The 24,497-nt window shown below is 44.3% G+C and carries 22 protein-coding genes and 5 tRNA genes; 11 read left to right on the forward strand and 16 right to left on the reverse strand.

The annotated features are described in order from the left end of the window. The first annotated feature begins 307 nt into the window (after positions 1-307). The 6 genes from PATL_RS12450 (at position 308) to PATL_RS12475 (ending at position 5,893) form a co-directional block, all read left to right on the forward strand. A complete protein-coding gene (locus tag PATL_RS12450) occupies positions 308-1,135 on the forward strand; it encodes a hypothetical protein (RefSeq protein ID WP_011575230.1) in 828 nt (275 codons plus the stop codon). 58 nt (positions 1,136-1,193) lie between these two features. Continuing rightward, positions 1,194-2,408, forward strand: coding sequence for a hypothetical protein (locus PATL_RS12455; protein WP_011575231.1), 1,215 nt, complete (start codon positions 1,194-1,196; stop codon positions 2,406-2,408). After that, the gene (locus PATL_RS12460) at positions 2,405-4,063 is read left to right on the forward strand and encodes a S1 family peptidase (protein WP_011575232.1); all 1,659 of its coding nucleotides are present in this window, start codon (positions 2,405-2,407) and stop codon (positions 4,061-4,063) included. The genes PATL_RS12455 and PATL_RS12460 overlap by 4 nt, the downstream gene beginning before the upstream one ends. Positions 4,064-4,116: 53 nt before the next feature. Next, complete coding sequence (locus PATL_RS12465; protein ID WP_011575233.1) at positions 4,117-4,728, forward strand: hypothetical protein; 612 nt, start codon at positions 4,117-4,119, stop codon at positions 4,726-4,728. Between the two features lie 350 nt (positions 4,729-5,078). Beyond that, complete coding sequence (locus PATL_RS12470) at positions 5,079-5,273, forward strand: DUF2938 family protein (RefSeq protein WP_049765886.1); 195 nt, start codon at positions 5,079-5,081, stop codon at positions 5,271-5,273. A gap of 209 nt (positions 5,274-5,482) precedes the next feature. Next, a complete protein-coding gene (locus tag PATL_RS12475; RefSeq protein ID WP_011575234.1) occupies positions 5,483-5,893 on the forward strand; it encodes a hypothetical protein in 411 nt (136 codons plus the stop codon). Between the two features lie 207 nt (positions 5,894-6,100). Here the strand turns inward: PATL_RS12475 and PATL_RS12480 are convergent, their stop codons facing one another. From PATL_RS12480 to PATL_RS12530, 11 genes are all read right to left on the reverse strand, one after another. Continuing rightward, positions 6,101-7,804, reverse strand: coding sequence for a protein adenylyltransferase SelO (locus tag PATL_RS12480; RefSeq protein WP_011575235.1), 1,704 nt, complete (start codon positions 7,802-7,804; stop codon positions 6,101-6,103). A 437-nt stretch (positions 7,805-8,241) separates the two neighbouring features. Beyond that, positions 8,242-8,706 carry a hypothetical protein gene (locus PATL_RS12485; protein ID WP_011575236.1) on the reverse strand — a complete coding sequence of 155 codons (465 nt, stop codon included), beginning with the start codon at positions 8,704-8,706 and terminating at the stop codon, positions 8,242-8,244. 597 nt (positions 8,707-9,303) lie between these two features. Then, the gene (locus PATL_RS12490) at positions 9,304-9,570 is read right to left on the reverse strand and encodes a hypothetical protein (protein ID WP_041713787.1); all 267 of its coding nucleotides are present in this window, start codon (positions 9,568-9,570) and stop codon (positions 9,304-9,306) included. Between the two features lie 568 nt (positions 9,571-10,138). After that, a tRNA-Leu gene (locus PATL_RS12495) sits at positions 10,139-10,225 on the reverse strand. A gap of 51 nt (positions 10,226-10,276) precedes the next feature. Next, positions 10,277-10,350: transfer RNA gene (locus PATL_RS12500), tRNA-Cys, on the reverse strand. A gap of 74 nt (positions 10,351-10,424) precedes the next feature. After that, positions 10,425-10,499 (reverse strand) — tRNA-Gly (locus PATL_RS12505). 192 nt (positions 10,500-10,691) lie between these two features. Further along, on the reverse strand, positions 10,692-11,264 hold the full coding sequence (pgsA, locus tag PATL_RS12510) for a CDP-diacylglycerol--glycerol-3-phosphate 3-phosphatidyltransferase (RefSeq protein WP_011575238.1): 573 nt from the start codon (positions 11,262-11,264) through the stop codon (positions 10,692-10,694). Between the two features lie 69 nt (positions 11,265-11,333). Then, on the reverse strand, positions 11,334-13,160 hold the full coding sequence (gene uvrC / locus PATL_RS12515; RefSeq protein ID WP_011575239.1) for an excinuclease ABC subunit UvrC: 1,827 nt from the start codon (positions 13,158-13,160) through the stop codon (positions 11,334-11,336). A 3-nt stretch (positions 13,161-13,163) separates the two neighbouring features. Continuing rightward, on the reverse strand, positions 13,164-13,808 hold the full coding sequence (gene uvrY / locus PATL_RS12520; RefSeq protein WP_006991167.1) for a UvrY/SirA/GacA family response regulator transcription factor: 645 nt from the start codon (positions 13,806-13,808) through the stop codon (positions 13,164-13,166). A gap of 1,561 nt (positions 13,809-15,369) precedes the next feature. Beyond that, a tRNA-Ser gene (locus tag PATL_RS12525) sits at positions 15,370-15,461 on the reverse strand. Positions 15,462-15,520: 59 nt separating this feature from the next. Next, positions 15,521-15,612: transfer RNA gene (locus PATL_RS12530), tRNA-Ser, on the reverse strand. A gap of 231 nt (positions 15,613-15,843) precedes the next feature. Between PATL_RS12530 and PATL_RS12535 the strand changes: the two genes are divergently transcribed. From PATL_RS12535 to PATL_RS12555, 5 genes are all read left to right on the forward strand, one after another. After that, complete coding sequence (locus PATL_RS12535) at positions 15,844-16,512, forward strand: Bax inhibitor-1/YccA family protein (protein ID WP_006991166.1); 669 nt, start codon at positions 15,844-15,846, stop codon at positions 16,510-16,512. Between the two features lie 75 nt (positions 16,513-16,587). Then, complete coding sequence (tusD, locus tag PATL_RS12540) at positions 16,588-16,977, forward strand: sulfurtransferase complex subunit TusD (protein WP_011575240.1); 390 nt, start codon at positions 16,588-16,590, stop codon at positions 16,975-16,977. Continuing rightward, entirely contained in the window at positions 16,974-17,336 is a 363-nt protein-coding gene (gene tusC, locus PATL_RS12545; protein WP_049765888.1) for a sulfurtransferase complex subunit TusC, read from the forward strand. Before tusD ends, tusC begins: the two co-directional genes overlap by 4 nt. After that, a complete protein-coding gene (tusB, locus tag PATL_RS12550; RefSeq protein WP_011575242.1) occupies positions 17,337-17,651 on the forward strand; it encodes a sulfurtransferase complex subunit TusB in 315 nt (104 codons plus the stop codon). Between the two features lie 83 nt (positions 17,652-17,734). Next, positions 17,735-18,073, forward strand: a complete 339-nt coding sequence (locus PATL_RS12555; protein ID WP_081429979.1) for a TusE/DsrC/DsvC family sulfur relay protein — start codon at positions 17,735-17,737, stop codon at positions 18,071-18,073. A 91-nt stretch (positions 18,074-18,164) separates the two neighbouring features. Here PATL_RS12555 and serS read toward each other — a convergent pair whose 3' ends face one another. From serS to PATL_RS12580, 5 genes are read right to left on the reverse strand one after another with little or no spacing between them, the layout of a single operon-like run. Continuing rightward, positions 18,165-19,463: a serine--tRNA ligase gene (gene serS / locus PATL_RS12560; RefSeq protein WP_011575244.1), complete on the reverse strand. Its 1,299-nt coding sequence runs from the start codon at positions 19,461-19,463 to the stop codon at positions 18,165-18,167. 10 nt (positions 19,464-19,473) lie between these two features. Further along, complete coding sequence (gene crcB / locus PATL_RS12565) at positions 19,474-19,857, reverse strand: fluoride efflux transporter CrcB (RefSeq protein WP_011575245.1); 384 nt, start codon at positions 19,855-19,857, stop codon at positions 19,474-19,476. After that, positions 19,858-21,195 (reverse strand): replication-associated recombination protein A, encoded by a 1,338-nt coding sequence (locus tag PATL_RS12570; protein WP_011575246.1) that lies wholly within the window; start codon positions 21,193-21,195, stop codon positions 19,858-19,860. After that, positions 21,195-21,857 carry an outer membrane lipoprotein chaperone LolA gene (gene lolA / locus PATL_RS12575; protein ID WP_041713789.1) on the reverse strand — a complete coding sequence of 221 codons (663 nt, stop codon included), beginning with the start codon at positions 21,855-21,857 and terminating at the stop codon, positions 21,195-21,197. The genes PATL_RS12570 and lolA overlap by 1 nt, the downstream gene beginning before the upstream one ends. A 3-nt stretch (positions 21,858-21,860) precedes the next feature. Further along, complete coding sequence (locus tag PATL_RS12580) at positions 21,861-24,374, reverse strand: DNA translocase FtsK (RefSeq protein WP_011575248.1); 2,514 nt, start codon at positions 24,372-24,374, stop codon at positions 21,861-21,863. Positions 24,375-24,497 lie beyond the last annotated feature (123 nt).

Below are 24,497 nucleotides of genomic sequence, written 5' to 3' on the forward strand. Positions count from 1 at the left end.
TAAGATACCAGAAAATGCGGAAGGGGTTAGCACGAATTGAACTACGCACTGGGAGAGTCAGAAAAGCCATGGAAACACGCATAGCGTATATGTTCGCAACAGGTTAATACGTATTTATTAAGGTTATCAAAGTACTACTAGGAACGTTTCACGAACTTAAAGTGTTTGTTTTTTACACAATTAGCATTGACCCACAGCGAACGACTAAGGTAAAACTACAACGCACTTCGCGTACCGGATTCGGATGTTCTTGCAGTGATAAGGATCATGGTTTCATACCGCTTACTATGCAGGGAGCATAAGAGCAATGAAAAACACATCAGTTTTACTGCGCCAAACGTCGCTAAATAAACGCTATTATCGCCTTTATTCTTTACGTTATTTACGCCTATTCCTGCTATTAATGCCATCGTATTTTTCATCTACTTTGGCGCTCTCAAGCACATGTGACACGCAGTTATTAAAGAGAGCGGATTCTGGGGCTAATGGCTACAGGGACAGAAGTGGCATTTGCGAAGGGCTTTACGAGTCCCCGGTGTCCGCAGATTTTGAGCTTGTTTCGATGCTTAACGCCCCTCTGATAGAGCATTTTTCTAAGGACGACGTCATCCAGATAATGCAGCCGAACCTGACGCAACAAATGAGCACATCGTCAATCAGCATAAGAGGGTTAGCGTTAAAGCCGCGCTTGTATTACCGCATGGATACGACCTTCGATGCTAGCGCTACCATTTCATGGCCGGTAAACGAGGTGCTGAGCACAATTAAACTCGACGCTCAGGAATTAGGGATTTATGGCTGGCAGGAAACCAATAAAGGAATGGTCTATATACCTGTGGATGCCAAAATCGCAAACTCACCTGCCAAAACAGCCGCAGCGTTTGATACTCAAGTTATTGTAAGAGCGGGCGTGCCGATTAAAAAAATTGCCTGGCGACTTCTGGGTGAAGGTGTTTCTGACAAGTACGTAAATGAATCAAAAAGCTATGCTGTTGGTGCCCCAATCCCTATTTTAATTACATGGCCATCGACACTTCCTCAAATTATTAAGCTGGAAGTTGCAGCAAAACCAATGACAAGCAATGAATGGATTATACAAATATTCAATATCGCATTGCCGCGCCCAGCGCTCTAGTCTATCAATCATTAAAACGATAAATACGCTTAGCTACAGATCGTTTCAAAGGGTCGCAATGTTTAAACTAGTAACAAGTGTAAAACAGCTATTTAAGTCATCCAGCTTCAATCGCCGCCGAGAACGTAGGAAGCAACTTAGCAAGGCTAGCGAGCGTATAAAAGAGAAAGAAAAAGCATTACTCGAAAGTGTGACTCTGCGTTTGGGTAAGGATCCGTCGGCACCTGTGTCTGAAGCGTTACGCCAACTAGACAACCTTTCAACCGTGCTAGAACTGCAAAGAAGTATAAAAATGGGCGCATATGGCATGGTGGTCATTGTTACTATTGGGATATTAGCCATTGCCGCATTTATACCGGGCTTACCTACGCCTGGTCATATTAAAGTGCAATCGACATCAGTTGAAATCACGTTGTCAAAAGACTTCGACTGGTCAGGTACGCTAAGGACAATGGATAAAAATCCTATTTTGTTGTCGCAGTTCACGCAAATCGACTCCCCGCAAATACCAGAACTTACCCAGCCCCTAGACTCTGATGTCTTGCAGATTACTTCACTGAGCACCGCCTCACTTGAATCTTTGTTCATGCCCGCAGGTACAAAGCTATGGATCGAATGGGATGAACAGGAACGTGTTCTGATATTTATTATGACCCCCAGTTCTCCCGCGGTCTCTGATGAGTTAGTCGTGCGTGCAGAATTCAAACATGCAGGAGAAACACGGTTCGTGATGGCTGATAAAGCGCCATTGGTGAGACGACCACTGACCTGCCCTATGGAAGATAAGTGTATATTGCCCCGAAGAACATTAGTCAGCGCCCCACTAGGGCAAACCCCACGCATTCGACTGCATACCCGTGATTTAGTGAGTCTTGCGGGCCTAGAGGCGAGTCAGTTTTCTTTTTCAAAATATACCCTTGAAGACTCAAAAAGAAATGGTGGACGCTGTACTGTGACATCGGGCGAATATCAGTTAAGGGGCAGTCATGCTGCATCAAACCTACATAAGGGAGAATGTATTCATGTCAAAAGTATTGAGGGAGCCATGGGGATAGAAATGTCAATGCAAGAGAGCGTTACCGATCCCCACCGTTTACAAATTTGGTATCAAGGAATGGTCAAATCGATGCGAGTGGGAAGCCAAGCGTTTACGCAGGAGCAAACCCCGAAATTACTCGCTTATCTCATAGGCATACCTGCGGTGAGCATCATTGGGTCGATTTTGGGTGTACTACTGGCAACAGGTTTTGCCGTAATAAGGGTTAAACAATGAAAAAGATAATGAAATGGATAGCGCTCGTACTCGTATTGAATGCGGCGGCATCACATGCGGATGTAACGTTACGAGAAAGAGCTCAATCGTTACGCCATAATGTCGTATCTGTTAACGCCAAAATGACAAATACTAACCAACAAGGCTTTGCATGGGTCATAGGTGAACGAGACGAATACCTGTATTTGGTGACAGCGAACCATGTTATAGAGGGCGCAAATCCAGGAGACAAATTGAAGGCATTAACGGTGCGCTTTTTCAGGGATGGAAACACAGTACACACTGCTCAAGTCGTTGCTGGGGACTCAAAAGGGCTCGACTTAGCGGTGTTGAAAATTGCCATGCCGCGTCGCGCCCCTTGGCTATACGCTGCGGCTGATATCACTGCTATTAGCCCGCAAAGTAAGGTCACTTATATTGGTAAAGCAGCTGATTGGCACGTGGGAGAGCAATTTGGCCAAATTGAACGTGTTAATAAATCCGCCAATAACCTCTACGATGTATATGCCGTAGGACTTGAATTGGATGTCGGTACCTCTGGAGCACCATTAATAGGCGAACGTGGCATCATGGGCTTAATAGCGACCCATTCATCACACCAAACCGGTGTCGTTTCACTCGCCAAAATTAAAGAAATTGTGACCAGTCGCAGCCTTCCTTGGGGGTTGCTCCCATCAGTCGATGCCCCTTACACGCTTGATGGAATATGGGCTGCAAGGGCACCAAATATTCCGGATAATATCCGCCTTACCTTCACTCCTTCAGACGATACGACGCATTACGACTACACAGTGGAATTTCCTACTAGCCCGCGAAGTAATATTGGTGTTGCCGTGGTTGACGGCGACGAGGTCAGATTATGGCAATCAATGCCATCTGCAAAAACCTCTCACGGAACATTCAAAATACATGGCCCGAATGACGGTGACGTAACCGAAGGTATAGTGATGGATGGATTTATTGCCGATGGCGATGTTGGGCCCACACAAGTGCGAATGGTCAAACAAAAGAGCGGAAGTGATGACAATAGAGCTGTCGCATGGATGAAAGCAAATCCAAGTGATTTCAACCGTATGTTCAGCCAATACCTACCGGCCATAAATGCACAAAAAAATGGAGCTGATGATGACGAAGCGTTCTCGGCGTTAGGGGAAGATGAACAGCTCACAGTAATAGGAGGAATGGCGCAAGGCATGATGTTAAGAGCAGGGTTAATGAGACTCGCTGAGCTGGGCTTAACCAACATTAAGCTCGCTATTGATGGTCAATGCTATTCTGCCACGGGGGCGTTAACGTCCACTTCTGAGCAACAGCAAGTTGATGCCTTGCTTAAATCGCTGGCAGAGGATGCTAACCAGCAATTTGGTAAGCGCTATGAGCCCTGTAACCTAACGCAAGTTACCAGCGCGAAAGAAACTGAGGTAAGCTCAGGAGAATTTGATTTAAGCGCTGAATTAGCTCAGCCTAAAAGAATACTCTCGGGATTAGCACCAGATGCAACCCTCAGTATTCGAGGGGACTGTTTGCTTTTAGAAGGTAAACTCCCCTCACCCATGCACAAAATGATGCTAGCGAATATGTTAAAAGACTTAGCGGAAACATTAAGCGCCAAATCAAAAAAAACGCTTAATCCCTGTGACCAAACGACCAGTTAGCGAAAGTTGAACTGATACAATTTTTGTATAAAACAAATGATAAGAAGAATAAAATGAATAAAGAACCTTGGTTAATCTCGCCTTTCATATCTATGGTCGCCTTGATGAGCTGCTTGATAAGCAGCACTACTTTGGCTAAAGAGGCACCGTTGGTTTCCATACCTACCCACGATGCCTTTTTTACCAGTATTGCCCAATATTGTGGCAAGGCCTTTGGGGGTAAGGTAGCGGTTGATAATCAGCCAAGTTCAGCGTTTGATGCCAAATTAGTGATGTTTGTACGCACGTGCACGCCATCTGAATTACACATTCCGTTTTATGTTGGCGACAATGCGTCACGTACCTGGATCATTAAAAAAACCGGCAGTGGTCTTAGTCTAAAGCACGACCATCGCCATAAAGACGGCACTGATGATCCAGTAACCATGTATGGAGGGCATACACTTGATGCTGGTTATAAACAGATTCAATCCTTCCCTGCGGATGAATATTCTAAAATGTTATTCGCTGAGCAAGGTTTAGCGCAATCTATCACCAACACATGGCAAATCTTTATTTATCCGGATGTCTTTTCGTATCGATTAATTCGTGAAGGCAGAGAGTTTAGAGTGGATTTTGATTTAACCAAGCCAATCCCTCAGCCCGATGCACCTTGGGGTTATTAAGCAACAGCGTTTACTTCGTTAATACCTGACCAGTAGTGCTCGTTCCCAGTGTGTTCTGGTGGCTGCTGACTCGCTTGGTGCAATACTGTGAGTCACAGCGATTTCTTTATCGTGATTCGAGAGTTGATTTTTAATTGTGCTAGCAGTGGCTAGCCCCTTTAAACGGGGAAACCTCGGGAATTTTAAGCGGCTTGGCTCGGCGCAGTGCAAGCTGCGGCATTTTGTAGGCAGTCACGCATGCAGGTTAATGATTGGATGATAGCCCATTGCGTATCGGCACATGTTACGTATCTATATTAATTATTTACCTAAATCCATGAATACAGAGTCCAATCATTGGGCCTGCAGTTATGGTTGGTACCGCTACGGTGTTAACCCCTTTTTTAATAACACAGCCGGGCATGGGTGAGGGTATTGCCATATCTCGCACACCAAATCCTAATTTAGCCAGAGCCAAAGTCATAGAGTTATCAATCATTCAATCTTTGGCCTTGGTTTGGATTTATCAGGTGTGGCAGCGCATCATTTTTATGCGCTGTAATTGATTAATGGCATACGCGATAGCAGGTAACAGAGAGTACATTACTCAATTACGAACTTCACCCGCGTGGTTATTTAGCAGGGACAGATTTGTCAGCCATATAGATGAGCCGTGGTGCGATGAGCCTACGGCTATTCTTAACACGACAAACGCGACCGAATCTCGCTTTGAACATCACTTTGAGCATCGCTTTTAACAAGGAAACTAGTACACATGAACCTATTCCAATTAAACACCTATTTGGTGCACGTTAAGATAGTGGGGTTGGTCGCTATTGTTATCTCATTAGTGGCATGGTCGACGGACCTCACCGGCATGGTCTACGTTTGCCCTTATTGCCGAGCACAACGCACCGTGATCGGTATTTTAGGACTTATATTAGTATCTCCCGCCGCCGGCCATTGGATAACTAAGTTCATTGGCTCGGTGATTGGCTTTTTTGGCGCAAGCGTTGCAGCGAACCAGCATTTTATGGGCTGGAAGAAAATATCAGCAGGAACATTCGAGTTTAAAGAAAACATCGTGATTGATCCGTTCTTATTATCAGGGTGCGCATTGTTTGGCATTATCGGCCTGACTTACTTACTGTTATTTTTAGGCGAAGCCAAAACAAAAGAGTATTAAGTAGGTATAGGTTGTTTGAGTGGGTATGCAATAACGTAATTAAATCAATTTTCACGCTATATCTTCATATACTCCCCGCTAAAGCATATGAAGATATTTATGCTCGCTATCTACTTAGTCGGCGAAAAACAGTGCACGACACACAGCGTGATAAAGATTTCGTCTTGCTGTCCTAGTGACAGGGAAGGTCAACGAGCTTATTTGAATTTAGGAAGAGCAACTATAGTGCGACACGCCACCGGCATCAAAAAACGCCTGAGGTTTTAAGCTGTAGTAGTTATTTTCAATCTCGCTCGACTGCTCATTAAAGGGCTGCGTTAAAACCTGCTGCAACTCACGAACAAGTTCGAAGTCACCTTTTCCCGCTTGCTGGTAAGCTGGCACAACTAACCATTCTCGCCAAGTATATTTAGGATTAACTTGCTGCATCATTTGCGCAGCTTTTTGAATGTCCTGATCAACCTTTACGACACTTAGCCAAGTTTGCAGCCACAAAGCCCATTGCTCAGACAACTCGCCTGTTGGCGCGTTGTAGAAGCTTTTGCTTAAACCTGCAATATCACCTGGGATTTTGGACAGTTCACGAAAGAAAATGGTGTAGTCGACAGAGGTTTGTACCATTAACGTGATCAGTTGATTAAACAGCTGAGCGTCAAAAGATGCCAAGCCAAGTTTTGATGCCCACATTGTTTCCATTTTTGCTTGCATGACTGAAGCGAACCCAAGGTTTATCTGATTCAATTCCTCAAGCGCTTCGGGCGCTTCCGAGAGCAGAGGTTGTAAGGCTTTACAAAACATGTCGAAATTTGTTTGTGCTGCCGCCGCTTGGTTGAAGAACGAAAAATGTTGTCCCCCGCCCGTCCATGGTTGGTAATAAGGATCAAAAAGCTCAATAAAACCAAATGGACCGTAATCGAGCGTATAACCACCACAAGCACAGTTGTCACTATTAAAATTGCCTTGGCAGTAACCCACGCGTAGCCAGTGGCTAATCAACGTGGTTAATCGGTCACGGAATGCGAGGGCTAATTGTACGACCTTCTCTGAAATGGCGAGTTCGTGATCAATCTCATTTTGATATTCGCGCGCAATCAAATGCAACACGATCATCTCTAGCTCTTTTAGCGCATTGGGATATTGATTAACGCGAGCGCGACGAGCAAAGAGTTCAAGTTGACCCACCCTTAAAAACGAAGGGGCGACACGCGTTGAAATCGCCACAGGGTTAGATACGTTCATATCTGGGTTTGTGGCATAAGAGCCTTCAGAATACCAAGGACGTCTCACCTGTTCTGATTGCGAGACAAACAAACATAACGATCGAGAGGTTGGCACACCCAAGCCATGCATATGCTCTTGAACTAAAAACTCCCTGACACTTGAGCGCAACACGGCTCTGCCATCTCCGCCACGACAGTAAGGTGTGGGGCCCCCACCTTTTAACTGCATCTCCCAACGCTTTTTGTTGATCACAGCTTCAAGCACAGAAACCGCTCGGCCATCGCCGTAACCATTGCCCGTTCCAAATGGGCATTGTTGAACATATTCGGTACCGTAAATAGACAGCGCGTAACCTGTGGCCCACCCAACTCGGCGCATAGGGGATGGAACATTCGATATATCGCCGGTAAATAAACTAGCAAAATCCTCTGTGTGCACTAGGTTGTCATCAAACCCTAATTCAGCAAAGAATGTTTCGCTATGGGCAACGTATATCGGGTTAGCAATAGGTGTCGGTTTAACGGGCACATAATGCCCAGAAAACACTTGTCTTGGTGCGCAATCATCGCCCGTTACGGTGGCATCGGGATCACAGTTAAGCGTATTAAGTAAGGAGTAATCACTTAAAGACGCCAAATCTTTAAGTGTGTATACACTTTTAGGCACATCAGCGATAGGTTGGTTAGCCATGGAATTCAAACGCCCTTTTGATATCAGATTGATGGAGAACAGTATATTCAAACTGCACAGGAGCTGCACTGCAATAACTGTTTTTATGCATTTAACACTTTCATCTTGGCAACGATAAGCGAAGCAGCAGCTGAGCTTTACTGTGCACTTTGCAGCATCGGGTGACTGCAATTTATACTGTTTGGAAATGCGCAAGTCTAGTTGATTTGAGTCCAGTGCGTTGTAAACAACACACGAGTGCAGCGCTTTGACTTTTGGCGATGCTTGCGAGCCTGTGAATGATGTTTTATGGCGACTCTAATACGCCCACATCTAGCCAGATTTTTACCTTGAGACCATACAGGCCTGGTAATGTGTTTGTATCTTTAGGCCTATAAAAAAGAGCCGTTGTTAGAGCAACAGCTCCTGTCGTTAAATACTAAAACACGTAGCCAATATTAAGGCTGATACGGCAATGATGATTGATGCAAAATAATGCGTACCTTGCCATCGTCACATATTTTAAAAACAAAGCTCTTGTTCACAAAAATATGACTGTCGTCTTCACCAATAAAATGCACGTTACATTGCACAATGGCTAAATCATTGTGCAGAATAAAATCCTCTTTACTGAACCAAACTTTTACCCATGGCTTAAGCTTGAATCCTTTATCATCGGGGAACTCACTATTTCCGCCTACAAAATAAGAAAGTGCACCTTCTTTCGTGGGACGAAATGTCTGTTGACCAAACGTAAGTGTTGGTTTAAACAACACATGGCCATTATCGTAATCGTAACTTTCAGATAGTACCTGCAGAGAAAACGCTTGAACGTCGCCTCCTTCAGAATGAACTTTGCCAACTTTTACTACGTTGTCGCACCACGTTTGTAGCGCTGTATGTACCATTTCTTTAGTAAACATAATGTACACTTTCTCCTGTAAGGGCGTTGTCTTCTGGGGGCTTAATACTTAGGGTAAACCTTCGGACAACCTCAATGGCTAGGATAACCGCTTATTCATGCTTTATTTCAATAACCTTGCATGTGTAAAACATCCATTGTTACTTAGCAAAGCGCTTATTCACTGTAATATCTCACTATGTGATAATATCACAACTACAGACTAACTATTTTTCAAAGTATATCAACGGCAATTGGAGATAGCTTTTATCTATCAATGCTCAGTATAGACATTGATTATCGAATCACATATGTATAAAGGACCAGAGTACTAAAACAAATTAATCGCAGTTATTTTACCTTTTTACCGTCGTACCTGATCACTCATTACTGCCGATCAGAGAAGGGATTATCCTAGACAGCAATTATCTTTTTGACCAAATAAAAGGTTTGAAAAGTCGTCAATTGAGTCACTCAGTGAATTTTGGCAAACGTTCATAAGCAATACCCTCCTAAGCGAATAAGATGACATCCATCATTAACGCAGTAGTGTGGTGTCATAAATGCTTGGGCTAAAAAACGACGATGTCGGCGTGTTTTTGGCTCCAAGTTTTGTTCATTATATTTTTGCCTGGTAAGCAGTAAATGTGACTTGCCCTTCGGTTCTGATCAATAGCTGGGCTTCTTCAGGTCTATCCCAAGAAACCTGATAAAATAATGCAATAAACGCTTCAACATCTAAATAATCTATAGCGGCAATAAAAATGTCACAACTCATAGGCTTATTCCCCCCAGAGTGCTCGACAACACAATTAAACCGGGAACCTTGGTATTGGTTATATAAGTAGTCATTTAGTATATCGACACTTCCGTAGTCGCTATTCATCCAAGCGCCGTCGTGTATAGAGGTAGTTAATATTACATTAGTGATGCAAGTCATCGTATTACCAAGTAACAATATTAATATCCGGAAAGTTTCCGTGACTGCATCCGCGTATTAAGCACGAAATTCACCCGCCTTTCCCCATATTTCGTTTTAACATACGCGTTAACTCGTTGTACAGGCTAAATTTTTTCTATTTTATATTATTCACTTTTGGAAACACAGAAAAATGCCTAGAGCTCGCTGTTATCCGAAAATAAACCCAAACTTGTGTGTATTAACAGTTATGGATGAGGCGCAACGGCTAAGTTGGTGTTTGAAAATAGGGTAAAGGATGAGATGCTCAAACGTCCCTACGCTAAGCGAAAAATCGAAAGCAATAAAAAAATGGATGAATAGCGTTATTCACTTTCATCACAAGATTTTTTGGAAATTGACGCACGATACAGAAAGAGGCGTATTTGGTATTTGAACTAGACTAGATGCCACATTGCGCAAATCGTGGTTTAAATCAGACCATTATCGATTTCTGAAACAAAATGATGTATTTGGATTTGTACGAAAATATAAATGGTGCCCGGGGCCGGACTTGAACCGGCACGTCCTTACGAACGAGGGATTTTAAATCCCTTGTGTCTACCAATTTCACCACCCGGGCATCGGGGGGATACTTGTTAATGAAAACAAGCTGGTATTGCTAAAGCGTATATGGAGGCGGAACCCGGAGTCGAACCGAGATCCACGGATTTGCAATCCGCTGCATAGCCATTCTGCCATTCCGCCACATTTGGAGCTAGAAACGAAATTCGTATCAAGCTACCAGTAGTAAAACCTTTCTACTACTTGCTACTTTAATTTGGAGCGGGAAACGAGATTCGAACTCGCGACCCCAACCTTGGCAAGGTTGTGCTCTACCACTGAGCTATTCCCGCACCTGTTTTAAAAAGCTAACTGGTTAAGTAACGGTGACTTGTTTACTTATCGAGTTGTGTGCTGCTCTCTAAATCTGGGCTGCATTCTACATTCACTATCAAGACTGTCAACAACAAAAATAACATTTTATGACTGACTGCTTGATTTTTGACTAATGCGCTTTTTTTTCCATCAATTTAACGCAAATAAGCCTATTTCTTCTCTGATTTTGATAATGAAGGCCATGCTGCAAGTGTGTAAGAAATCATCGACCAGAAAGATAAAACCGCCGCGAAGTACAATAATATGTAACCCAGGGTGACCCAATAAATGGGAATTCCCATAAAATACTGCAATTCCGAGAGTAAACCTATCAAGGCTAACATTTGTGCCATCGTTTTCGCTTTACCCATAAACGAAACTTTGACGGTATCTTGCATCCCTTTTTGGCCCATCCATTCGCGTAGTGCTGAAATATATATTTCTCGGGCTAATAGTAAAATCGCTGGAATGGTTATCCAGATGGTGGCGTAGGTGTGGGTAATTAACACGAGGGCCGTTGCGACAATGAGCTTGTCAGCCACTGGGTCTAAAAAAGCACCAAATGCGGTAGACTGTTGCAATTTACGGGCTAAGTAGCCGTCAAACCAATCGGTGATGGCTGCGAACCAAAAAACAAATGCAGCGGCTTGATGCGCCCACTGCCAATCAAGAAAATACACAGCGACAAAAATCGGTATCAGTAAAACCCGGAGCACTGTGATGATATTAGGGATAGTCCACATGGAGCGGTGAGTCCTCGTTATTGATTCGGTAGGCTGCCCTACCTGCTGCGTGTTAACCACGCGCTGTTATTAATTGTGGATATGGTCATAAATCGTATCCGCTAGTTCTGCGCTGATCCCTGGCACATTGGCGATTTCACTGCGACTGGCTTGCAAGATCCCCTGCAAACCGCCCATATATTTCAACAAACTTTGACGACGCTTTGCCCCCACGCCTGGAATGGATTCCAACTTAGAGGTCTTTTTGTCCTTTTGACGCCGCGCTCTGTGCCCGGTAATCGCAAATCGATGAGACTCGTCACGAATATGCTGAATAAGGTGCAGCGCGATGGAGTCACCAGATAACGGGATAGTAGCATGGTTGCCAGCCAAAATAAGCGTTTCCAATCCTGCCTTGCGGCTACTGCCTTTCGCGACACCTATCAGTAAAGGTTTCTTCTCGTGTTTCCAATCTTCAAAGTAGTCCTCAGCTTGGGTCAATTGACCTTTACCGCCATCGATGAATAGGATATCCGGTATTTTACTGTCGTCTTTTACATCGCGATATCGCCTTGCTAACGCTTGCGCCATAGCGGCATAGTCATCCCCTGGGGTAATGCCTTCAATATTAAAACGGCGATAATCTGCTTTAAACGGCCCTTCACGATTGAATACCACGCATGAGGCCACCGTTAACTGACCCGAAGTGTGACTGATATCAAAACATTCCATGCGCTGAATGGGTTGCTCAAACTCAAGTATTTTTTCTAATTCGGTATAGCGTGCAAATACCGATTTTTGCTGGCCCTGCTTCGCAATCAATGCATTTTCGGCATTGGTATTGGCTAAATCTAAATAGCGGCGCTTTTCATCTCTGGCACCGCGATAAAACTGAATACGACGCCCTGCTTCTTTGGTCAATAACTCTTCTATTGCGCCCTGTTCGTTTAATTCCAGTGGCGTAACAATTTGCTTAGGGATAACTTTGTTGCCTGCTAAGTAAAATTGTAGGATAAAAGACTGAAACACTTCCTCGTCAGTAGCCTCAGCAGGCACTTTGGGGTAGAAGCTTTTGCTGCCTAACAGTTTATTGTCGCGAATAAACAGGCCTTGAATACTGGCAATGCCATTACGGTAAGCAAAACCAAACACGTCCATTTCTTCTTGGTTACCACTGACCCACTGTTGCTCTTGCACTTTATTTAGCGCACTTATCTGATCGCGATAGCGCGCTGCAGCTTCAAAGCGCAAATCCGTGCTTGCGCGCTCCATATGCTGCACCAAAGAGTCAATTACCTGCTTGTTCTTACCTTTAAGAAACATGCGCGCTAAATCTACTTGCGCTTGGTAGTCCTCATCACTCACTAGCCCTTCAACACATGGTCCGGCGCAACGTTGCAGTTGATATTGTAAGCAGGGTCTTGAACGCGCCCGATAATAGCTGTCTTCACATTGGCGAATAGGAAAAATTCGCTGCATTGTGCGCAAACTTTCGCGCACGGCCCAAGCACTTGGATACGGGCCAAAGTACTCACCTTTGCGCTTTTTAGGGCCACGATGATTGGCTAAGCGGGGATGTTGGTGGTCTGATAAAAAGATAAACGGATAAGACTTATCATCTCGCAGCAGCACGTTATAGCGGGGCTTATATTTCTTGATAAAATTGTTCTCAAGAATGAAAGCTTCCGCTTCACTGTGCACGACAGTGACATCCATGTGTGCAATTTGCTTCACCAAAGACTGAGTCTTGATGCTATCAACTTGACTACGAAAATAGCTAGATACGCGATTTTTGAGATTTTTAGCCTTCCCCACGTAAATCACATCCTGCTTGTGATTGTACATGCGGTAAACGCCCGGTTGATTAGTGAGATCCTTGAGAAACGCTTTAGAATCAAACTCGATAGTGTCACTCATGAATTACAAATTTTCTGAATTAATCAACTTATGGCGCAGTGCCAAATGAGTCAGCTCAACATCCGTACTGACATTGAGCTTTTCAAACATACGATAACGATGGGTGTTCACTGTTTTCGCACTGATATTTAAAAACTTGGCAATGTCTGGGACTTTTGAACCCTTGGTCAGCATAAGCGTGATCTCTAATTCGCGCTCTGACAGAGACTCAAACGGGTTGCCGTCACTGAAATCTAGCGCACCTATTGCAATTTGCTGGGCGATATCAGGGGAAACGTACTTTTGCCCAGCGGCTACTTTACGAATAGCCAACTCCATCTCTTTAGGATCTGAGTCTTTCGTTAAATAACCAAATGCTCCCATACGCATCACTTTCGCAGGAATGGGGTTTTCTTTGTGAACCGATAACACGATAACACGTGTATTTTCACTAAAACGCAAGATTTGCTTGGTCGCTTCCAATCCACCAATGCCAGGCATACTCATATCCATTAATACCAAATCGGGTGCATTTTTACGGCAGAATTTGACTGCCTCTTCACCCGTTGTAGCTTCTCCAACTACGACAAAACCTTGTACATCTTCCAAAATACGTCTTATACCGGTTCTGACCAACTCATGGTCATCAACCAACAATATTTTTATCAAACAAGTGCTCCTAGAGGAGTGTTATTTTTCTCGATTAAGGCGTTCAATATCACACAAATTAGAAAATATTTCAGCCCTCAATTACCTTGTATTCACTCACAAGACGTGTTTATTTTATAAAACTGTGTGAATTTTGTACTTATCGGTAAAAGTGTGTGCTTAATCGGTTCCAACCCAGAATGGTATCTTTCAAACCCTGCCCCGTATTTCTTGCCAAACAGGTGGCGACAGAGCATCGAATAATCCATCGGTTTTCACAATCAGGGACCTTAGCGGGCGCTGTAGGTGTGCCCCCGCACCGGCATTTACTTGGCATATCTGCTATGTTGGCAAGGCGATTAGCCAAACTGCCTACTTCGTTTTTGTGTTTCATATATTAACTAAACTGATATTACCGTTAGGCAAAGAGCATAAAGTAAATAACCCTACAAAGTCACGGTTATATTTTGTCAAGCGTACTAATTTATCGATTTACGTAAACTTTTTGCTCATTTTCACAACCTAACAAACCCCAAATTGCTTAAAATGCAAGCTAAGTTGCCACTCATCCTGTTCTAAGTATTGGATAAATTTGCTATTAATTTTGCATCTTCAATTTGAATATTACCTTTGAAGCATATTAGGTAAATATTCAATTTTGTTTGTGGGCCTATAATTAGGCTTATGCTTTATGATGACTCATATTGGCTATTTACGACTATTCCATCACCGATGATGGTGTACCCGAGATCTGCGCCGACGCATACGAATAAGCCTTTCACGCTCTCGGACGCTTCTCCCCCTAACCCAACGAAGTTTATTTAGCTTATGGGACCGCGCGCATCATAGCGCCGAGCTGTATAGGGCTATTAGTGTTTTGGTCAGCCAACTACAATGTTAGTTTGTACCTTTAAGCAAGCGTCATATTGCTTGGAGGTATCGCTGTTACTCTGGCTCATATGGTTAAGCGAGGGTCACTGGGTGCTCTTCGGTTGCGAGGAATGAAATAACGAAGACTTACACCATTGCACTTTAATATGTGCGCACGCATTAATTCACATTAGAATTAACGAATATGAGTGGGGATTTAATTATCTATCACTGAGACAAAGCCCGAAGCGTAACCCAGACATTTGTTCGAACAGCGTGGATTTTCACCCTCACTACCGACTCGGCGAAGACAGAAAAGCCTACGGATACAGTTTTTGATTTAACTATCTAGTGACATTAAAACAGTGCGAGGAGTGTACTCAAGCACTTCCCTGTGCATGACGCTACGCGCGCCAGCCGCGGTAATGAATGTTCCAGACATTCGTTCGAACCGCGGGGGTTCTCACCCTCATTACCGACACAGCGAAAACGGAAAAGCCTACAGATACAGTTTTTGATTTAACTATCTAGTGACATTAAAACAGTGCGAGGAGTGTACTCAAGCACTTCCCTGTGCCTGACGCTACGCGCGCCTGCGGCGGTAATGAATGTTCAAGACATTCGTTCGAACAGCGTGGGTTTCCCCCCTCACTACCGACACAGCAAAAACAAAAAAGCCCCAACGAACAACGTTGAGGCTTTTTTGTTTTTATGGCGGATAGCGAGGGATTCGAACCCCCGGTAGGTTTGACCCTACGTCTGATTTCAAGTCAGGTGCATTAAACCGAGCTCTGCCAGCTATCCAATTCTTTTTGTGTAAACAGATTCATCTCTAATGATTTGCATCTATTTACTTCACAATATGGCGGAGAGGGAGGGATTCGAACCCCCGGTAGGTTTGACCCTACGTCTGATTTCAAGTCAGGTGCATTAAACCGAGCTCTGCCACCTCTCCGAATTGAGGAGCCGAATATTAATGACGTTTTACGTGCTTGTAAAGCCTTAATTAATCAAAACTTACTGACCGACCACAAATTAGGCACACTGACCATTTTTACATCAAGTTACTAATATTTCGCATATTAGTCGCCCCTAGCACTTGAATAATTGAACAAAACCCCATACAAAGGCATCATAGATATATTATCTGTTTTCACTACATCACTTTACCTATTGGAGGTAACAAATGGAACATCGTACTACGTATAGCAATACTGCTCAGGGTTCTGCCCTGCAAACTAACAAGGTCTTGCGCAATACGTACCTACTATTGGCAATGACTCTGACATTTAGCGCAGTGTGTGCTGGTATAGCTGCTGCAATGAATATCGGCCCAGGTGCTGCGTTAGGTATGAACCTTGCCGCATTGGTTATGATTTTCTTTTTAAATAAAGCATCACAAAGTTCAATGGGCATTTTATTCGTATTTGCCTTTACCGGTTTATTAGGTGGCTCTTTGGGTTACACCCTAAATTACTATGCTGGCTTCCAAAATGGTCCTGAAATGATTATGCAGGCCTTTGGCGCAACCGCGTTAGTGTTCTTTGGTTTATCCGGTTATGTTTTAACAACGAAGAAAGACTTCTCTTTCATGGGTGGTTTTTTAATCGTCGGCTTAATCGTGGCGGTTGTTGCGTCTCTAGCTAACCTATTTTTCCAAATCCCTGCGCTTAGCTTGGCCGTCAGTGCTGCTATCGTGTTTATTATGTCTGGCTTCATCTTGTTTGATACTAGCCGTATCATCAACGGTGGCGAAACCAACTATATTCGCGCGACAGTTTCAATGTACTTGAATATATATAACTTGTTCACATCGATCCTTCACCTACTAGGTGCTTTCGGTGGCGATGATTAATCGTTAATGTGTTGCAAAAACACCCCGCTTAGTCGGGGTGTTTTTATTTGTACTAAACTCAGGTGATTTTCAATTATGGCAAGCTTTTGTTTATTGGTTACCCACGCTCCGTTTGAGCAACAACATGCATTTACTGCTTATCGCTTTGCGTGCAGTGTGCTGGCTCTAGGACACGAAATAAAAGGCGTTTTCTTTTATCAAGCGGGCGTACAGAATGCCAATGGCTATCAGGCGGGTCATAGTGATGAATTTAACGTGCATCAAGCGTGGATAGAGTTAGGTACACAACATCGCATACCGTTAAATGTATGCGTCACCGCGGCTAACCGCCGAGGCGTCATTAACGCGCAAGATGCCAAAGATAACGACCAGCACGGGTTTAACCTAACCGAGCCTTTTATCGAAGTAGGTTTGGGTGATTTAGTTGAGCTATGCCAAGTCAGTGATAAGGTGATACAGTTTTGATTATGAAAACCTTAGGTATCATTAATAGTACCGCACCTTATGGTCTGTCTAACGGACAGGAAAGCTTGGACTTAGCGTTGGCCTCGGCCAATTTTGGACAAGAAGTGACGCTATTTTTTGTAGATGATGGCGTATTTCAATTGCTCAAATCCCAACAACCATCTCCTGAACAAGGTAGGCATTACAGCAAGACGTTTCCCGCTCTCACATTCTACGATATTGACGACATTTATGTTTGTCAGCAAAGTCTCAGCGAAAGGAAACTAGAGGTGTCAGACTTGTGCATAGAAGTCACCGCCCTGCCCCCAGAAGAGCTAAATCAGCAGCTAGCTCAGCTTGACCAATTGATGAGATTTTAAATGACACTGCATATTGTTAGCACCAGTCCTTTTAGCAGCACTGTATTTGAAAGTGTTTTTAAACGTTGCAATAACGGTGACGGGATCATGTTGATACAAGATGGCGCATACGCATTGAACCATGTGGATGTCAGTCATCAATTAAGAGAACTGAGCCTATCATTAGGCATTACCTGCTTTGTCCTAGAAGATGATGTGGTCGCCAGAGCAAATCATCTAAAATCTACAGGTACAAACTCTAAATTAATAAAATCTATCAGCATGGAAGGTTTTGTCGCACTAACGCTTGGCTACAAAACGACGATCAGTTGGTAAATAATAATGTTGATTTACACCATCTTTAACCAGAGGTGAAGTAAGTCGCCCGAGATTATAGATATTAAGAGGTTTCAGTGCACGTGAGCGGTTATATAGAATACAAAGAGCAACAGATCCCAATAGACAAACAAGGCTATTTATTAAATGTGGACGACTGGCAACCAGATTTAGCACCCCTTTTAGCCGAAGAAGAGAGCATCGAGTTAACCGATGCCCATTGGGAAGTAGTCAACTTCGTACGCGATTTTTATTTAGAGTACAACACCAGCCCAGCTATGCGTGCCTTAGTCAAAGCCATGAAGGTAAAATTTGGTGAAGAAAAAGCCAACAGCCGTTATTTATTTAGGTTATTTAAAAAAGGTCCTGCTAAACAAGCCACAAAAATAGCCGGCCTGCCCAAACCCGCGAAATGTTTGTAGTTTAAAGCATATAAAATCATAAAAAAGCGCGGCCACTTATCTACAAAGTGGCCGCGCTTTTTTGTATCAGTAACGCCAAAGCGCTATCACGCTATTTAACGGCACCAATCACAGTTACACCATTCATATAAGGCTGAAGCACTTCAGGAATGGTAATGCTGCCATCGGCTTGCTGGTAGTTTTCCAAAATGGCCACTAGCGTGCGTCCTACTGCCAACCCTGAACCATTTAGCGTATGTAGCAACTCGGTTTTATTCGTTTGCGGGTCGCGGTAACGTGCTTGCATACGACGCGCTTGGAAATCAAGCATGTTTGAGCAAGACGAAATTTCACGATAGGTATCTTGTGCGGGTAACCACACTTCTAAATCAAATGTTTTGCATGCACCAAAGCCCATATCGCCGGTACACAACAACATCTTACGGTAGGGCAATTCAAGCAACTGAAGTACTTTTTCAGCGTTGCCAGTTAATTCGTCTAGAGCTTCGAATGATTTGTCCGCTTCGACCAATTGCACCATCTCCACTTTATCGAATTGATGCTGACGAATAAGACCACGAGTATCACGACCATATGACCCCGCTTCACTTCTAAAGCAAGGAGTATGCGCCGTCATTTTAATCGGTAATTCATTGGCTGCAAAAATACAGTCACGTGCAATATTGGTTAACGGCACTTCTGACGTGGGTATCAAGGACAAGCCTTGACCTTCTTCGGTTGCGGGTTTGGTGTGAAAAGCATCCCCTACAAACTTAGGAAATTGACCTGTACCTAACATGCTTTCTTCGTTCACTAAATACGGCACGTACATTTCTTGATAACCATGCTGCTCTGTGTGTAAATCAAGCATGAACTGAGCAATGGCTCGGTTTAAACGCGCTATTTGGCCACGCATCACCACAAAACGAGAGCCGGTTAACTTAGTGGCGGTTTCAAAATCTAAACCGTTGGCGACACCAGCACCTAAATCAACGTGATCTTTGACTTCAAAATCAAACTCCCGAGGCGTGCCCCAACGAGACACTTCTACATTCTCGTCTTCATCTTTGCCTTCAGGCACACTGTCGTCAGGCAAGTTAGGAATATTCAAAGTCAGCGTCTGAATTTCATCTAGCAAGCCTGTCAGTTCGGCTTTGGCCGCATTAAGCTCATCACCAAGTTGGCCGACTTGTGCAAGCAAAGGCTCAATATCTTGACCTGATGCTTTCGCTTTACCGATAGACTTGGAGCGTACATTGCGTTCATTTTGTAGTTCTTGAGTGCGCATCTGTAAAGATTTGCGCTTTTCCTCTAGTGCTGTGAACTGAGCAACATCAAGGGTGTAACCTCGTTTTTCGAGTTTTTGCGCCGCAATGTTTATATCGTTACGTAAATACTTAGCATCTAACATCTTGTTTGACTTAACCTTTAACTAGTTGTGTACCCAACCATGCTGCAAATAAACAGCAGGTGACATTAATAAATATATTGAGCGCCCCTTTCAGCCACATACCTTGTTGCAACAGCATGAGGCTATCTACTGAAAACGTTGAGAACGTAGTAAGAGCGCCTAAAAAACCGATACCAATGGCTGTGCGCCAAACGACGATTTCAAGATGCCCCTGTTCAATGAGCGTATAAAGCAGTCCTAAACTGAACGACCCTACAATATTGACCAGAAGTGTACCAAAAGGAAATCCTTTGCCAAACCATTGCAACATCAAACTGGAAAGAAAAAAGCGTAAACAGGCACCTGTTGCGCCCCCTAGCGCAATATATGTGTATATAGCAAAACTATGCTGCATTTACTTGTACCTTTTATGAGCGCTCTTGTTATTTAAATCAGTCAGAAAATCTAATTTCGCCTTGAGCTTTATCTCCAGCCCTCTCTCATTAGGCACATAGTATTGTGTATCTTGCATTTCGGGTGGTAAATAGCTTTCCCCCGCAGCAAAGGCATTTGGCTCATCATGGGCATAGCGATAGCCATCACCGAACCCCATTTCTTTCATTAACTTAGTGGGAGCATTACGTAAGTGGCTAGGCACTTCGTAATCCGGCAATGATTTAGCATCCCGCATCGCTTGCTTGAACGCCGTATAAACCGCATTACTCTTGGCAGCACTTGCACAATACAAGGTAGCCTGCGCTATGGCTCGTTCGCCTTCTGCAGGGCCAATGCGTTGGAAAATGTCCCACGCATTGAGGCAGACTTCCATCGCTCGGGGATCGGCATTACCGATATCTTCAGTAGCAATGGCCAATAAACGCCGTGCCACATAAAGCGGATCACACCCAGCATTTAACATACGCGCATACCAATACAAAGCACCATCAGGAGATGAGCCACGCACAGATTTGTGAAAGGCAGAGATTAAATCGTAAAACTGGTCCCCGCCTTTGTCATACTGAGCGACCTTTTCGCCTACCGCTTCTTTAATGGCTTCAAGCGTGATTTTTCCTTCAGTGGAGAAGTCAGCAGCCAACTCAATATAATTCAATAGACGCCTTGCGTCACCGCCTGCAAGCTCGGTTAAAAGCGCAATACCCTTGTCTTCTATTTGCAGAGCTAACTGCCCCAACCCACGGGGCTCGTCAGTTAACGCGCGCTTAGCAATATCTGTCAGGTCATTCTCAGTCAGTGATTTAAGCACATACACCCGAGCACGAGATAATAAAGCACCGTTTAATTCGAAAGATGGGTTTTCTGTGGTGGCGCCAATAAACGTAATCGTGCCGTCTTCAATAAAAGGCAAAAACGCATCTTGCTGACTCTTGTTAAACCTGTGTACTTCGTCAACAAATAAAATGGTGCGCTTGGCCTGGTTAAGCGCATTTTGTTTTGCTTGTTCAATAGCACTGCGAATATCTTTTACGCCGGAAGTAACTGCGGAGATCCGCTCGATATGCGCATCGCAATGCATAGCAATAATTTCAGCTAATGTGGTTTTACCTGTACCAGGCGGCCCCCAGAGGATCATCGAATGGCAGTGGCCACGCTCAATGGCGCTGCGCAGGGGTTTGCCTACACCAACAATGTGTTGCTGGCCGAAATATTCGGCAATATTCTGCGGGCGCATGCGTGCAGCTAGTGGTGCGAAGCTTGGGTCGTCTTGATGGCTAAAATCGAATCCTTGATTCATCAGTTACGTTGGTCGTCCAAGTCGTAGCCTTCAGGCAGACTAAAGGTAAAGACCTCATCACTGACCGTTTTATTTTGCTGAATATCATTGAAATACAAGTCGCTAATTTGCTGCTGGCTGTCTTGCATGCTCATCGACGTTAACTGTGCCCCATCAAACACCAACACGAGTGAGTGTACTGCAGAATCAGGTTTTTTCGCATCAATACGAAAAGTATCATTGGTATGAGAAACACTGAAATTCTCCCAAGCGTCACTGTTCGGCTGAGTGAGCAAAATAAGGGGATTATTGGCCACTGCTTGGTCTTGACTGATGGCAGTAACTTGCTCCACAAAAGGGTCCACATTCCATAGAGTACTGCCATCGGCAATGAGAATATTTTCATTGGGCGGGTTGAGCTCCCAATATAGTTTGTTGGGTTGTTTTAGCTTTATCACCCCAGTTGCTTCTTGCAGTACTTCGTGATTCGCGTCAGTCACTTTTTGGGTAAACGAGGCGCTAAAGTTATGTAGGGTTTGCAATCGCGCTTTCAGTTTATCTTCATCGGTTTGCTGGGCATTTACGCTAAAAATAGCCCCTAACATTAGCAATAAAGTCCCTGATAACTTCGCCACGTAACCGATATATTTAACACTGTTCATATTTTGCTGAATACCTATCATAAATTAATCTCTTGGTGGTGGAGGTGCCAACACTTCTCTATTACCATTGTGCCCTGGTGGCGTTACGACACCACTTTGTTCCATTTGTTCGACCAAGCGTGCTGCACGATTGTAACCAATTCTAAATTTACGCTGCACACTTGATACTGACGCGCGGCGTGACTCAGTGACGAAAGACACGGCTTCATCGTAAAACACATCAAACTCTTGATCGCCGCCTTCTGGTTGCTCACCGGGCAGTAATACCTCAGCTGTGGTGTCACCGTTGAGAATCTCATCAATGTATTGCGGTGCACCGCGGCTTTTCCAATCGGCTACTACAGCATGTACTTCCGGGTCATCAACAAACGCGCCGTGGACCCGTGTCGGCACGCCAGTACCTGGTGGCAAGTAAAGCATGTCGCCCATTCCCAATAAGGTTTCAGCGCCTTGTTGGTCTAAAATAGTTCGTGAATCTATTTTTGATGACACCTGAAACGCAATACGGGTAGGAATATTAGCTTTTATCAAACCAGTGATAACGTCAACTGACGGACGCTGTGTGGCGAGTACCAAATGAATACCAGCCGCTCTGGCTTTTTGGGCTATACGGGCAATAAGCTCTTCGACTTTTTTGCCAACGATCATCATCATGTCAGCAAATTCGTCGACCACGACCACGATAGCCGGCAGTTTTTCCAAATCAGGCGCTTCCGTTAACATGCTCTCTTCTGATTTCCACAAGGGATCTTTTATCGGTTGGCCTGCTTCAATCGCATCTTTGACTTTCTGGTTGAAGCCTTTGAGATTACGTACACCCAGGGCTGACATTAAACGGTAGCGACGCTCCATTTCCCCGACACACCAGCGCAGTGCGTTGGCCGCTTCCTTCATGTCGGTTACCACTTCAGCGAGCAAATGCGGTATGCCTTCATAAACAGACAATTCAAGCATTTTCGGGTCAATCATGATCATACGCACGTCTTCTGGCGTTGATTTATACAACAGGCTCAAAATCATGACGTTAACCCCAACAGACTTACCTGAGCCAGTGGTACCTGCCACTAATAAATGTGGCATTTTGGCTAAATCAACAATCACAGGTTGGCCTGATATATCTGCTCCTAACACCATGGTTAAATCGGACTCGGCTTTTTGAAAAGCGTCACAGCTAATCACTTCGCTCAAGCGCACCATGTCGCGCTTTTTATTGGGCAACTCTAAACCTATTACCGATTTACCTGGAATGACTTCCACCACGCGCACCGAAATAGCAGACATCGCACGGGCCAAATCTTTTGAAAGACCGGTAATCTTACTGACTTTGACACCTGGCGCTAAGTCCATCTCAAAACGGGTGATAACAGGCCCAGGATACACACCTACCACTTGTGCATCGATGTTAAAGTCTTTTAGTTTTTCCTCAAGTAAGCGAGAGACCATTTCAAGCTCTTCAGGGGTAATCGGATTTTTAATTTTGTCTGCTCGTTGCAGTAAATCAAATGACGGCATTGGCTCAGGAGGTTTACTGTCGGCAATCGCTTTAGCTGCCGCTTGCGCCTCAAGATTGGCTTTAACGTCATCAGAAACATAAACGCCATTATGCGCCTTATCCTTGGGCTGCTCAGCAGGTGCTTCTGGCTCATCCTGCATTTCATCAATATCGTCTTGCGATTTCTTTTTACGGCCAAAGCCTATCTTGTCGCGCAACTCGCTGATTGAAATTGGGCTCGATTCCTCTTTTTTCGGTTCGGGCTCGAACAACACCTCATCGGGAATACTAAAACTCGGTTCAGGCTCGTCATGACTAAAAGGCGTCACACTTGGCTCTACACGCTGGTGATCGGGTGTATAAGGCGGAGGAACTGAAGTATTCAGCTTGTCATCAGTGCTTGCTTGCTCGTCCTTACTATCGCGATTAAAACCGAGTCGTAGCATGGGAGCTTCTTGGATTTTCTGTGGCAGAGACCAAGCACCTGTTGCAAACGCGACGGCCAACGCACCGGTTTTATCGACAACGGTTAACCATGAAATTCCAGTTAAAAACGTAAAGCCAGTGCAAAACAAGCTAAGTAAAATAAGAACCGTACCGGCGAAATTGAGATAAGGAACAAGCGATGCGCTAATTACATCACCTAACATTCCTCCTGCCGAGAAATAGAATAAATCATTAAAGTTAAGGCTGGCTATTCCCGCTGCACCAACAAGGGCCAACAATAGCCCTAAAATTCGCAGTCCAATCGTTAAATAGTCAAACTCAGAAATACGCTTACGTTGCTGGAACATAAACCAACCGGCGAATGCCGCTGTGAAGGGGAAGATGTAAGCAATGTAGCCGAACGTAAAAAATAAAATATCAGCTAACCAAGCGCCAATCGCGCCAACCCAATTGTGAATGTCACCTTGCAAACCAGCTTGGCTCCAGCTTGGGTCGGCTGGATGAAAAGAAGCCAATGCGAGGAGTAAGAAAAAAGCAAATGCGCAACTTAGCATCATGCCTACTTCCATAATCCGTTGGATACCTGTGAGTCTTGCCATAGCGTTTTCTTTCAACTTAGGGTTACTGCGTAAAATTAGCTGTATAAGATACCAGTGCTTTGGTCAAAATCCTAGACAACGGCGTGCTTATGCCCAGTATTTGAGCAATCTGCGGTTAAACAG

This window comes from Paraglaciecola sp. T6c (assembly GCF_000014225.1).
GTDB lineage: Bacteria > Pseudomonadota > Gammaproteobacteria > Enterobacterales > Alteromonadaceae > Paraglaciecola > Paraglaciecola atlantica_A.